Consider the following 12,915-nt stretch of genomic DNA (forward strand, 5'->3'; position numbering starts at 1 on the left):
GGTGGTACGGGCATCGGCTCAGGCGGCGTTACAGGTACTTGACTTCGATCGTGGTCAAACCGTCAATCGGGGTGTCTTCTGTGAGCGTCAGGTTCTTTGCCGCAAGGATGAACGGCCTTACCGCGAGCTCCATTGTGGTGTTCTTGGCCGCGACAGGGATGCGCCCTGCGTTGGGGTCGCGGATTGAAATAATGAGGTTTGTTGACCAGCTAGTGTCCGGATCATGGGTGCCCCAACTGGCGCCGTTGTCCATCGAGAAGATATGTGTGACGGCAGCCCCGTCGGCGACCCCTTTGTCAAGGCGCATGCTGTAACCACCGATGCGCTCACCCGCGAGCGTCTTGCCGATGCCATATCGGCCGATGTCACCGGAGTCTGCCCGGTTGTCGGTGGTCTGCATGGCAAACAGTGTCGGTGCCTCGCAGTCGATGCCCAATTGCAGGGTGGCCGGGGTCAGCCAGGTTGACGCGTCCGGGTTCAGGTCTTTGACCGAAATCCGGCCGACGTCGACGGTGCTGGCCGACAGGCTTGGCGTACACGCCGAGGGTACGATCAGGCCCTTGACGCTCAGGTCGACGGTGGATGCGGCGAATGCCGGGAATGCGCTGGCGATCAACAGGCCGGCAACGCTGGTGCTGAGTAGTTTTTTCATCACGGGTAAAGCTCCAGGGAAAGGGGGCATGCCCAGCCCATACAGGTGAACGGCGGTACGGGCTTCGGGAAGGGCAGTGGCGTTACAGGTACTTGACTTCGATGGTGGCCAAACCATCGATCGCGGTGTCTTCGCTGATGGTCACGTTCTTTGCCGGGTGGATGAACGGGTTGACGGAAAGCGCCATCAGCGTGTTCTTGGCCGGGATTGGTGCCGACGCCGTACCGATTGCCTTGATCGAGATCAGACTCGTGGTTTGCCAAAGGTCGTCCTCATAATGAGTGAACCAGGTGGTGCCGCCGTTGTAAGAAACAATGGTTTGGACGGCGGCCGCGTCGGCCACGGCGTTGTCGAGAAACAGACCGTAGCCGCCGATCGGTTCGCCGGCGGCGGTCTTGCCGATACCAAACTCGCCGGGGTTGGCACTGGAATCGGTGCGGTTGTCGGTGGTCTTCATGGCGAACAGCGTCGCGGCCTCGCAGTCGACGCTCAGCGTCAAGGTGCTCGGGGTCAGCAGGGTGCGGCTTTCCTGATTAAGGTCCTTGACCGATATCCGGCCCACGTCGACGGTGTTGGCCGACAGGCTTGGCGTACACGCCGAGGGCACGATCAGGCCCTTGACGGTCAGGTCCACGGTGGACGCGGCGAATGCCGGGAATGCGCTGGCGATCAACAGACCGGCAACGCTGGTGTGGAGTAACTTTTTCATGCGGGTAAAGCTCCAGGGAAGGATAGGCATACAGGGGTTACAGGGCGTTACAGGTAACGCACCTCGACGGTCACGTGCCCGTCGAGGGGGACTTCGTCGGTCAGGGTCAGGCCGTCGGCGCGGGCGATCCGGGTGTAGAGCGCAACGTCCGCATCGAAACGCGTCACCGCCATGGGCCGGGTGGTGTTGTCGGTCGAGGCGGCCGCGAGCAGGTTGAGGTGGCCCAACTGGGTTCCGGCGGCCCAACTGGTGCCGCCATCCAGTGACACGATGGTGCGCGCGACAGCCTCATCCGCCACCGGGTTGCTCAAAGCCAGGGACACGCTGCCCAGCTTCTCGTCGTGGGGCGTCGTGCCCAGGCCGTGATGGTTGGGAATCACGGCGGTGCCGTGACGGTTGTCGATGGTGGTCAAGGCAAAGAGCGTCGAGCCCTCGCACTGCACGCTCAGGTGCAGGGTGTTGAGGGGCAGCAGCGTGTATCTGTCTTGGTTGAGGTCGCGCACGGTGACTTTGCCATGGTCGATCACGCCGTCATTCGAGAAGCCCATGATGCAGGCTTTGGGCGTGATCACGCCGGTCACCTGCAGGTCGGCTTGGCTGCCGGCCAAGGCACTGGGCACATTGGCCAGCAACAGGCTCGCCAGCAACGCGGGGAAATATTTATCCATGGAACGAACAACCTCTCTGGGCAATGTCCTGGGTGGATGATGGGTCACAGGTACTTGACTTCGATCGTGGTGGAGCCGTCGATCAGCACTTCATTGCTCAGGTCCAGGCTGTTGGCGGCGGCGATCTGGGTGTCGACCAACAGCTCGACGATCACGTTCTTGAGCGGGATCGGCTTACGGTTCTGTCCCGTCGAACCGTCGCCGAACGCCGCCAGGTACTGGCTCTGCCACATCACATCGTCGATGGGGCGCCAGCTCACGCCGTCCAATGACTCGATGGGCTCGGCGGCGACGTTGTCGGCCACCGGGCTCCTGAGGGAAATCCAGAACGTGCCGATTTTTTGCAGGTTGTTGATCAAGCCCAGGCCGTAACCGTAGCTGCTGGTCGACGACCCGGCGCGGTTGTCGGTGGTGTGCAGCGCAAACAGGGTCTGGGCTTCGCAGTCGACGTTGAATTGCAGCCGGGCGGTGGGCAGGTTGGTCGCCGTGGTGAGGTTCAGGTCTTTGGCCGAGAGCTTGCCGTGATCCACCAGGCCATTGCCGGACAACGTTGGTGTGCAGGCGCTCGGGGTAATCACGCCAGTGACCGCCAGCTCCACGGTGCTGGCGGCAAATGTCATGCCGCTGCCGACAAGGGCGATGGCGGCGGTGAGGGCGGCTAAGGGCTTTTTCATGTGATCGCGCTTCCGGTGCAAAACTGATCGCCGACGGGTCAAGGGGGACTCGTCGGCAACGAGGTGGCGACCGCCTGGAGTGGCCGGTCGCGTCCCGCTCTGGGGATGCCGGGCAATTTATCGGGGGGAAGGCGTCGGGCAAATACAACAAATACGACAATGGGCGGATGTCGCACACGCCGAATCGACTTGTCGGAACTCGTTTTAGTGTTTGTAGGAAATATAAGGATTTCGTAGTTGTTGTATCGCTTCAACGCGCTCATTCAAATAGCGTTCCGGCCGATAGTTCTTCACAGCACATTCGAACAGGTCTGAGCGTCAGCGTTTGAACTGCGGCCTCTGCGTCGGCGGATGGTGTGTCAGCCGTTGAGGTTGCCGAGTCCGGCGCCGCGCGCTTTTTGAAGTTGAGGTAGTCATGTCATCAGGCCCTATCCCAGGCGACCGAGCAGGGGATGACCGGGTCGCGCAGCCCCCGTCGACCTTGCATTGGCGTGAGCTCAAGGTGTTGTTGGTGGACGATCATCCCGCGTATTGCCTGCTGATGAGCGCCATGCTCGAGCGGCTGGGGCTGGCTTTTGAAGTGTGCGCACACGGGCGGGCCGCGCTGGCGATTCTGGACGTTACCTGTGTCGACCTGATTTTCAGCGACTGCCAAATGCCGGTGATGGACGGCTATGCCATGACTCGCGAACTGCGCCGCCGCGAACAGCGCGCCGGGACGCAGGGCGTGCCGGTCATCGCTTTCACCGGCAAACTGGGCGCGCGTGAAATCCAGCAGTGCCAGGCCGCCGGTATGGATGCCTGGCTGGACAAACCGGTGACCTTCCAACAACTGCGCCAGGTGCTCGGCGACTGGCTGCCCGGCCCGCGTATCAGCGAGGCCGCGCAGCCGATGTTGGCGGTCGAAGGGCGCTGGCCGAGTCGCGCACGGCTGGGGCAACTGTTCGGATGCCCGGAGGCGTTGCCCGGCATCCTGGCGAGCCTGGTGTACGAAGCCGAGATCGATCTGCATGCGCTGGCCCAGGCCACCGACGGCTTGCACGCGCAGGCAACGGTCGAGCACTTGCACCGTTTGATCGGCAGCGTGGCGTTCTTCGGTGCCACACCGCTGGAAAAGCGCGGTCACCTGCTGATCGAAGCGATCAATCGCGACGGCGTGGCCATGCACCTTCAGCGCTTGCTCGCATTGCGCAGCGACTTGATCGGGTATTTGAACTATTTATCGACGTTAGGAAATGGATGACAGCTAATGCTGATTCTTGTTGTAGGCCTTTAGAGTGGGCAATTTCCTTTTTTTCTGTAGGGTAAGATCCTGATCCCAGGGATTGCTGGGCTATCTGCCATTACGGCTTTTGGGGGCGGTTGTTGCTGATCCGATCCGGGAGTACTTTGCGCGGATTCAAGTTGCCGTCATGGTGGTGCTCATGCTTCGTGTAATTATTGCTGACGATCATCCCATTGTGCGTATCGGGCAGAAAGTGGTGATAGAAGCCAATGGCCGGTGCAAAGTCGTCGCCGAGGCCGACGGTCCGGATCAGTTGCTGGCGCTGGTGGACAGCACGCCGTGCGACATCCTGGTCACGGACTTCGCCATGCCGGGTAACCAGCAAGCCGACGGTTATGGCTTGCTCGGCCTGATGCGGCGCCGACACCCGGACTTGCCGGTGATTCTGGTGACCATGTTTGCCAGCGTCGCCACCCTGCGCGAATCGTTTGCCCAGGGCGCGCGGGCGGTCCTGGCCAAGAGCGCGTCGGCCCGCGAACTGCCCCTGGCGATTGCCGCCGTCAGTGAAGGGCGCACCTTCGTCAGCGAATGTTTGCGCGCGCAACTGGCGGAGGCCGGGACGGGCAATCAGCAAGCCGTGCCGCAGTTGTCCGGCAAGGAGCGTGAAGTGGTGCGTATGCTTGCCAGCGGCATGACCGTCAGCCAGATCGCCGCGCGGGTCAACCGCAGCATTTCGACCATCAGCAAGCAGAAAAGCACGGCGATGACCCGGCTGTGCATTTCCACCGATGTGGATCTGTTCGCCTACGCCCGCAGCAGCGGCATGGTGCCCTGAGCCCGCAACGGTCAGCGGCTTATTTACGCGGCGAATGTTGGTAGCCTTGGCGCTGCGGGCGGCTTATCGTGCGCTATCTTTTCAACGCCAGCGGAGCCTGCCCATGAGTGATGCCCATAACGCCCTGATCAGCGAGTTCTACCGCGCGTTCCAGCGCCTCGATGCGCAAGCCATGGCCGCCTGCTATACCGACGACGTGGTGTTCAGCGACCCGGCGTTCGGCGAACTGCGCGGGCGCGATGCCGGGGATATGTGGCGCATGCTCACCACGCGGGCCAAGGACTTTTCCCTGACCTTCGACCACGTGCGCAGTGACGACAGTACTGGCAGCGCCCATTGGGTGGCGACGTACCTGTTCAGCGCGACCGGCAATACGGTGGTCAACGACATCGGCGCACGCTTCGTGTTTCGCGACGGCAAGATCTGCGAACACCACGACCACTTCGACCTGTGGCGCTGGTCGCGCCAGGCCCTGGGCCTCAAGGGGCTGCTGCTGGGCTGGTCGCCCGCGCTGAAAAACGCCGTGCGCGCCCAGGCGCTCAAAGGCCTGAGGGCATTTCAGGCCAGTCGTTGATAAGATTGGCGCTCCTCTGGTTTGCCGAATCGACCCGTGACTGATCTTTCTGAAGCCAAACCCTGGTTCGTGTACCTGGTGCGTGCCGCCAACGGTTCGCTGTATTGCGGCATCAGCAATGATCCGGTGCGCCGGTTTGCCTCCCATCAAAGCGGCAAGGGCGCACGGTTTTTCCTCTCCAGCCCGGCCGTCGCGCTGGTGTACACCGAGCAGTGCGCCAGCAAAGGCGAGGCGCTGCGCCAGGAGCGCCTGATCAAAAAATTGAAGAAGAGCGCCAAGGAGTGCCTGGCGGCGAGTGGCGCATTGATCTGATTGATGGGCGCCTATCTCACCCCTGCACGATTTTGCAGGCTAAGCTAACCGCTCATTTCATTGCGCGGAGCCTGGCATGTCAGAGTTGATCCTCCATCACTACCCGCAGTCCCCTTTCGCTGAAAAAGCCCGTCTGCTCCTGGGCTTCAAGGGCTTGTCCTGGCGCTCGGTGCTGATCTCGCCGGTGATGCCCAAGCCGGACCTGATGGCTCTCACCGGCGGCTACCGCAAGACCCCGGTGCTGCAGGTCGGCGCCGATATCTACTGTGACACGGCACTGATCGCCCACCGGCTGGAGCAGGAAAAAGCCGGGCCGGCGCTGTTTCCCCAAGGCCTGGAACTGGTCACCCAGGGTTTCGCCGCCTGGGCCGATTCGGTGGTGTTCGCCCATGCCGTGGCGTTGGTGTTCCAGCCTGAATCCCTGGCGGCCAAGTTCGCCAAAGTCCCGCCCGAAATGCTCAAAGTGCTGGTGGCCGACCGCGCCAAGCTGTTCAGCGGCGGCACCGCTGCCCGCCTGCATGTGGAGCAAGCCAAGCATCAATGGCCGGCGATCATCAGCCGCATCGACCAACAATTGCAGCACCAGGCGGGGGATTTTCTGTTCGGTGAGCCGTCGATAGCCGACTTTGCCCTGGCCCATCCGCTGTGGTTCCTCAAAGGCTCGGCGGTGACCGCGCCGTTGGTCGACGCGTATCCCGCCGTCGCCACCTGGCTCGACCGGGTACTGAGCTTTGGCCATGGCACCGCCACCGAGATGAGCACCGAGCAAGCCCTGGACGTGTCGCGTCACGCTACCCCGGCGGCGTTGCCCGATGAAGTGTTCGAGGATTTGAATGGCTTCACGGCCGGCCAGCCGGTGACCATTGCGGCCACCGACTACGGCACCGACCCGGTGCTCGGTGAGTTGTTGTTTGCCGGCCGCGAAGAACTGATCCTGCGCCGTACCGACGAACGCGGCGGCACCGTGCATGTTCACTTCCCGCGCTTGGGTTTTTGCATTCAGGCGCAATAAATCCAGATTATTTTCAACCTGAGGTGAGGTAAACCCAGCGCCCATCCGTGTAGTGCTTGAAACTGCGATTAATTCGCATTAACAGCGTTTTCTACACGGATTCTCACAGCATGAAATCGACGGCGGGCGGTTGGGTTAAACAGTGGCTGGGAGCCTCGGTCTTGACGGTATCGGGGCTGGCGCTGCTGCCTCTGAGTGTGGCGCAGGCGCAGGAGCAACAAAGCGCCCAGTTCAACTTTGCCCTGGCGGCCAAGCCGCTGCCCCAGGCGCTCAGCGATTTCAGCCGGGTCACCGGGCTCAGCGTGATCTATACCGACGAAGCCCCTTACGGTCTCAACGCCCCGGCCGTCAGCGGCCAGATGAGCGCGACCCAGGCCCTGCAACGCCTGTTGGGCGGCTCCGGTTTTACCTTCCGCCAGATCGACGCCCGCACCCTGGCCCTGGAGCCCGTGCCCAGCGACGGCGCGCTGAACCTGGGCGCCACCACCATCAGCGCAGTCGCCGAGCCCGCCGACAGCACCAGCTACCAGCCGCCGCCCACCAGCTCGGTGATGCGTTCCCGTGGCCTGCTGCTGGAGACTCCGCAAACCGTCAACGTCGTGCCCGCCCAAGTGTTGCGCGATCAACAACCGCGCAACCTGGATGACGCCCTGGCCAATGTCAGCGGCATTACCCAGGCCAACACCCTCGGCAGCACTCAGGATGCGGTGATGCTGCGCGGCTTTGGCGACAACCGTAACGGCTCGATCATGCGCGACGGCATGCCGATTGTGCAGGGCCGTGCGCTGAACGCCACGGCCGAACGGGTTGAAGTGCTCAAGGGCCCGTCGTCGCTGCTGTATGGCATCCAGGACCCGGGAGGCGTGGTCAATATCGTCAGCAAAAAGCCGCAGTTGGTGCAGTCCACCTCCTTGACCGTCCGTGGCTCCACCTTCGGCAACGGCAAGAACGGCAGCGGTGGCAACCTCGACACCACGGGGCCGATCGGTGACAGCGGCTTGGCGTACCGCTTGATCGTCGACCACGAGGACGAAGATTACTGGCGCAACTACGGCACGCACCGCGAGAGCATGATCGCGCCGTCCCTGGCCTGGTATGGCGATACCACCAAGGTGGTGTTCGCCTACGAGCACCGCGAGTTTCTCTCGCCGTTCGACCGTGGCACCGCCATCGACTCCAAGACCAATCACCCGTTGGACATCCCCGCCACCCGGCGCCTGGATGAGCCGTTCAACAACATGGAAGGCCGCTCCGACCTGTATCGCTTCGAGGCCGATCACGAACTGAACGACGACTGGACGGCGCACGTCGGCTATAGCTGGAACCGCGAGACCTATGACGCCAGCCAGGTCCGCGTCACCTCGGTCAATACCAACGGCACCTTGACCCGCAGCATGGACGGCACGCGTGGCGCACTGACCACCGACCGCTTCGCTACGGCCAGCCTGGAAGGCAAGGTCAAGCTCGGCGGCATGCAGCATGATCTGGTGTTCGGCCTCGACGATGAATACCGCAAGATCTATCGCGCCGAACTGATCCGTCAGGCGCAGCGCAGTGCCTTCAGCTACGTCAACCCGGTGTATGGCAACGATGTGCAAGGCACCACGGTGAGCGCCAAGGACAGCGCGCAGACCGACTTGCTGCGCAGTGATTCGCTGTTCTTGCAGGACGCGATTCACCTGACCGACCAGTGGATCCTGGTGGCCGGCGCGCGCTATCAGATGTACGACCAATACGCCGGCAAAGGCGTGCCATTCAAGGCCAATACCGACGGCAATGGCCAGAAATGGGTGCCGCGTGCTGGCCTGGTGTACCGCTACACCGACGAACTGTCGTTTTACGGCAGCTACACCGAGTCGTTCAAACCCAACTCCACCATTGCCCCCTTGACCGATGGCAGCGTGCTCCAGGGCAACCTGCAGCCGGAAGAATCCAAGGCCTGGGAGTTGGGAACCAAGCTCGACATGCCGGGGCGTATCACCGCCAGTGCGGCATTGTTCGATATCACCAAGCGCAATGTGCTGGTGTCCGACAGCTCCAGTGGGGAAACGGTCTACAGCGTGGCGGGCGAAGTGCGCTCCCGTGGCCTGGAACTGGACGCCAGCGGCCAGCTCAGCGAGCGCTGGAGCCTGATCGGCAGCTATGCCTATACCGATGCCGAAGTCACCCAAGACCCGGCGCTGCAAGGCAAGCGCCTGCAGAACGTGGCCAAACACACCGGTTCGTTGTCGGCGGTGTACGACGTCGGCAGCCTGCTCGGCGGCGATGACCTGCGCGTCGGTGCCGGTGCGCGTTACGTCGGCCAGCGCGAAGGCGATGCCAATAACAGCTTCAATCTGCCGGGCTATACCGTGGCCGATGTGTTTGCCTCCTACAACACCAAAATCGAAGGGCAGAAGGTCAAGTTCCAGCTCAACGTGAAGAACCTGTTCGATCGCACCTACTACACCTCGGCGGCCAGCCGGGTATTTGTGTCGATGGGGGATGCGCGGCAGGTGTCGGTGTCCAGCACGCTGGAGTTTTGAGCCGGCGGCGGGGGCCGGTGCCCTCGCCACAAACCCCCGGAGCTGTTAGCGTTGCCGCCCCTGACAGTTTTGCGGAAAACGGTATTGATGCGGTTTGCACGAAGGTTACACACCAGCGCGATGCTGGTCGGCTTGAGCGTTTTACTCGGAGGCTGCGCCAGCGTTGCGCCGACCTCCAGCCCTTCAACCCTGGACCACCTGTTGGCCGACCCGGCCCTGAATGGCGCCACGGTTTCGCTCATGGTGCGCGACGCCCGCAGCGGCGACACGCTCTATCAACACAACCCGCGCACGCGGTTGGTGCCGGCCTCCAACCTCAAGCTGCTGACCACCGCGGCGGCGATGGATGTACTAGGCCCGCAGTATCGGTTTTCCACCCAACTGCTGAGCGACGGCACGCAGCAAGGCGAGCGCCTGAGCGGCAACCTGTACCTGCGCGGCCTGGGCGACCCGACCACGCAGTTCGCCGATTACCAGGCACTCGCCGCGCAACTGGCCAGCCAGGGCGTGCGTCAGGTGCAGGGCGACCTGGTGTTCGACGATAGCTGGTTCGATGCGCAGCGCCTGGGCGTGGATTGGGCTCAGGACGATGAAAGCACCTACTACGGCGCGCAGATTTCGGCGCTGACCGTGTCGCCAAATTCTGATTTTGATGCGGGCACATTGATCGTCACGGCCACGGCGCCCATGAGCCCCGGCCAGCCGGTCAGTGTGGCGATCAGCCCGGCCACCGATTACGTGCAACTGAGCAACCGTGCGGTGAGCGGCTCTGGCAACAGCTATGGGATCACGCGCCAGCACGGCACCAACCTGCTGCAACTCACGGGCGCGCTGGCGCCGGGCAAGCACAGCCGGCAATGGGTGAGTGTGTGGGAGCCGACGCAACTGGTGGCCAATCTGTTTGAACAGGCATTGGCGCAACAGGGCATCCAGGTGCTGGGCCGGCGCGTGATCGGGGGGGCAAGCCCTGCGACGGCCAGACTGCTGGCGGAGCATCAATCGGCCCCGTTGCAGGAACTGATCACGCCGCTGCTCAAACTTTCGAATAACAACATGTCCGAAGCCTTGCTCAAGGCCATGGGCCGCCAGACCGCGAACGCCGGAACTGCGCAGGCGGGCGTGGCGGCGGTGGCGGCCTTCATGCGGCGCCAGGGGTTGGACCCGGCGAGCCTGAATCAGGTGGACGGTTCGGGGTTGTCGCGGCGCAATCTGGTGTCTTCCCAGGCACTCACCGACCTGTTGTTGGCGACATCCAAACAGCCGTGGTTCGAGGCTTGGTACAACGCCTTGCCGATTGCCGGTAACCCCGAGCGCATGAGCGGCGGCAGCCTGCGCTATCGCCTGCGCGGCACGCCGGCGCAAAACAACCTGCACGCCAAGACCGGTTCCATGGGCGGCGTGTCGTCATTGAGCGGTTACATCACCGATGCCCACGGGCGGCGCCTGGTGTTTTCGATGATCAGCAACAACTACCTGAGCGACGCGGCACCGATCCGCGCCCTGGAGAACCGTCTGGCCGTCGCCCTGACGCAATGGCACGACTGATTCAGGCCTGGTAGCCCATCCGCCAACTCACCGCCCGGGTCGCCGCCAGCAAGCGCTGCGCCGCCGGGCCATCTTCATCGGCATGGAACAGCGAGGTGGGGCCGACCACGGTCATCACCGCCGCCACCTGGCCGACTGCGTTGAACACCGGCGCCGACAACGCATCCACACCGGGCATCAGCAGGCCATGCACAAAGTGCAAGCCACGTGCGCGGATCTGTTCGCAGGCGCTGGCGTAGGCCTGGTCATCCGCCAGGGCGTGGGCGATGCCCGCCTGGATCTCGCGCTCGCGCAATTCGACGGTTTCCCGCGTGGGCAAAAAGGCGCTGAACACCAGCCCGGTCGACGAACTGAGCAGCGGCAACACCGAGCCCAGTTGCGTCACCACCGTTACCGCGCGCACCGCTGGTTCGATCTGCACCACGGTCGCGCCCTGGTTGCCCCACACCGCCAGGAAGCAGGTTTCATTCAACTCATCACGCAGCTCGGCCAGGGGCAGGGCGCCGACTTTGAGCACGTCCATGCTGCCCAGCGCGGCGAGGCCCACGCGCAATGCTTCGCGGCCCAGGCCGTAATGGTTGGTGGTGCTGTTCTGCTCGGCAAAGCCCGAGGCGATCAGGGCCTGGAGATAGCGGTGAACCTTGCTCGCCGGCATCTGCACATGCTCGGCCAGGCGCGACAGCGACGTGGAGGGCGACAGTTCGGCCAGGGCCTTGAGGATGTCGGTGCCCACTTCTGCCGAGCGGACTTTCTGTTTACCGGTGTCGCGGGGCTTTTCCATGGGGCAACGGGAATCCGAGAGATGAGTGGGCGTCTTTATAGCTTGACGGTCGACAGTGATCAAATTACGTTATGCGTAACTGGATTACGATAAAAACAACTTCCGTCAGAGGATGATCCATGAACCTCGAATACCTGTCGGGCTTCGGTAATGAATTCGCCAGCGAAGCCCTGCCCGGCGCGCTGCCGGTCGGCCAGAATTCCCCGCAAAAAGCCCCTTACGGCCTGTACACCGAACTGTTCTCCGGCACGGCTTTCACCATGGTGCGCAGCGAAGCGCGTCGCACCTGGCTGTACCGCATCCAGCCGTCGGCCAATCATCCGGCGTTCGTCAAACTGGAGCGACAACTGGCGGGTGGACCGCTGGGCGCGGTGACGCCGAATCGGCTGCGCTGGAACCCGTTGGCGTTGCCGAGCGAACCGACCGACTTCATCGATGGCCTGGTCGCCATGGCGGCCAATGCCGGGGCGGACCAACCGTCGGGCATCAGCATTTACCATTACTGTGCCAACCGTTCGATGGAACGCGTGTTTTTCAACGCCGATGGCGAGTTATTGATCGTCCCTGAGCAGGGCCGTTTGCGCATCGCCAGCGAACTCGGCGTGCTGGAAGTCGAGCCGCTGGAAATCGTCGTGCTGCCACGCGGCCTGAAATTTCGCGTCGAACTGTTGGATGCGCAGGCGTGCGGGTATGTCGCGGAAAACCACGGCGCCCCGTTGCGCCTGCCGGACCTCGGCCCGATCGGCAGCAACGGCCTGGCCAATCCGCGTGATTTTCTCACGCCGGTTGCCCACTACGAAGACCGCAAGCAGCCGACGACGTTGGTGCAGAAATTTCTCGGCGAACTGTGGGTCTGCGAGCTCGACCATTCGCCCCTCAACGTCGTCGCCTGGCATGGCAACAACGTGCCGTACAAATACGACCTGCGCCGGTTCAATACGATTGGCACGGTGAGCTTCGATCACCCCGACCCGTCGATCTTCACCGTATTGACCTCGCCGACCAGCGTACACGGCCTGGCCAACCTCGATTTCGTGATCTTCCCGCCGCGCTGGATGGTGGCCGAGAACACCTTCCGGCCGCCGTGGTTCCACCGTAACCTGATGAACGAATACATGGGCCTGATCCACGGCGCCTACGACGCCAAGGCCGAAGGCTTCCTGCCCGGCGGCGCGTCGCTGCACAGCTGCATGAGCGCCCACGGACCGGATGGCGAGACCTGCACCAAGGCGATCAATGTCGAGCTGGCCCCGCACAAGATCGATGACACCATGGCGTTCATGTTCGAGACCAGCCAAGTGCTGCGCCCGACCCGCTTCGCCCTGGACTGCCCGCAACTGCAATCTGCGTATGACGCGTGCTGGGCCGCGCTGCCCGTCACCTTCGACCCGAACCGGAGATAA

The 12,915-nt window shown here is 63.0% G+C and carries 13 protein-coding genes; 8 read left to right on the plus strand and 5 right to left on the minus strand.

The window, feature by feature from the left end:
* Positions 1–28 precede the first annotated feature (28 nt).
* The 4 genes from J2Y83_RS04605 to J2Y83_RS04620 all read right to left on the minus strand — a co-directional run bounded on the left by J2Y83_RS04605 (position 29) and on the right by J2Y83_RS04620 (position 2,703).
* Complete coding sequence (locus tag J2Y83_RS04605) at positions 29–652, minus strand: DUF1120 domain-containing protein (RefSeq protein ID WP_253393494.1); 624 nt, start codon at positions 650–652, stop codon at positions 29–31.
* Positions 653–734: 82 nt separating this feature from the next.
* On the minus strand, positions 735–1,361 hold the full coding sequence (locus J2Y83_RS04610; RefSeq protein WP_253393495.1) for a DUF1120 domain-containing protein: 627 nt from the start codon (positions 1,359–1,361) through the stop codon (positions 735–737).
* Between the two features lie 47 nt (positions 1,362–1,408).
* The gene (locus tag J2Y83_RS04615) at positions 1,409–2,029 is read right to left on the minus strand and encodes a DUF1120 domain-containing protein (RefSeq protein WP_253393496.1); all 621 of its coding nucleotides are present in this window, start codon (positions 2,027–2,029) and stop codon (positions 1,409–1,411) included.
* A gap of 44 nt (positions 2,030–2,073) precedes the next feature.
* Positions 2,074–2,703 (minus strand): DUF1120 domain-containing protein, encoded by a 630-nt coding sequence (locus J2Y83_RS04620; protein ID WP_253393497.1) that lies wholly within the window; start codon positions 2,701–2,703, stop codon positions 2,074–2,076.
* Positions 2,704–3,118: 415 nt separating this feature from the next.
* Between J2Y83_RS04620 and J2Y83_RS04625 the strand changes: the two genes are divergently transcribed.
* The 7 genes from J2Y83_RS04625 to dacB all read left to right on the plus strand — a co-directional run bounded on the left by J2Y83_RS04625 (position 3,119) and on the right by dacB (position 10,731).
* A complete protein-coding gene (locus tag J2Y83_RS04625; protein ID WP_253393498.1) occupies positions 3,119–3,946 on the plus strand; it encodes a response regulator in 828 nt (275 codons plus the stop codon).
* 181 nt (positions 3,947–4,127) lie between these two features.
* Positions 4,128–4,763 (plus strand): response regulator transcription factor, encoded by a 636-nt coding sequence (locus J2Y83_RS04630; protein ID WP_253393499.1) that lies wholly within the window; start codon positions 4,128–4,130, stop codon positions 4,761–4,763.
* Between the two features lie 103 nt (positions 4,764–4,866).
* Positions 4,867–5,337 carry a nuclear transport factor 2 family protein gene (locus J2Y83_RS04635; protein ID WP_253393500.1) on the plus strand — a complete coding sequence of 157 codons (471 nt, stop codon included), beginning with the start codon at positions 4,867–4,869 and terminating at the stop codon, positions 5,335–5,337.
* Positions 5,338–5,373: 36 nt separating this feature from the next.
* Complete coding sequence (locus J2Y83_RS04640; protein ID WP_247407777.1) at positions 5,374–5,649, plus strand: GIY-YIG nuclease family protein; 276 nt, start codon at positions 5,374–5,376, stop codon at positions 5,647–5,649.
* A 76-nt stretch (positions 5,650–5,725) separates the two neighbouring features.
* Positions 5,726–6,661, plus strand: coding sequence for a glutathione S-transferase family protein (locus tag J2Y83_RS04645; RefSeq protein ID WP_253393501.1), 936 nt, complete (start codon positions 5,726–5,728; stop codon positions 6,659–6,661).
* Between the two features lie 110 nt (positions 6,662–6,771).
* Entirely contained in the window at positions 6,772–9,186 is a 2,415-nt protein-coding gene (locus J2Y83_RS04650; RefSeq protein ID WP_253393502.1) for a TonB-dependent siderophore receptor, read from the plus strand.
* Positions 9,187–9,273: 87 nt separating this feature from the next.
* Complete coding sequence (gene dacB / locus J2Y83_RS04655; protein WP_253393503.1) at positions 9,274–10,731, plus strand: D-alanyl-D-alanine carboxypeptidase/D-alanyl-D-alanine endopeptidase; 1,458 nt, start codon at positions 9,274–9,276, stop codon at positions 10,729–10,731.
* A 1-nt stretch (position 10,732) separates the two neighbouring features.
* On the opposite strand, the gene J2Y83_RS04660 is transcribed toward dacB, so the two are convergent.
* Entirely contained in the window at positions 10,733–11,512 is a 780-nt protein-coding gene (locus J2Y83_RS04660; RefSeq protein ID WP_253393504.1) for an IclR family transcriptional regulator, read from the minus strand.
* 119 nt (positions 11,513–11,631) lie between these two features.
* Here J2Y83_RS04660 and hmgA point away from each other — a divergent pair, with 119 nt between their 5' ends.
* Positions 11,632–12,915: a homogentisate 1,2-dioxygenase gene (gene hmgA, locus J2Y83_RS04665; protein ID WP_253393505.1), complete on the plus strand. Its 1,284-nt coding sequence runs from the start codon at positions 11,632–11,634 to the stop codon at positions 12,913–12,915.

Source organism: Pseudomonas marginalis (assembly GCF_024169655.1).
In the GTDB taxonomy this organism is placed as follows: domain Bacteria; phylum Pseudomonadota; class Gammaproteobacteria; order Pseudomonadales; family Pseudomonadaceae; genus Aquipseudomonas; species Aquipseudomonas paraveronii.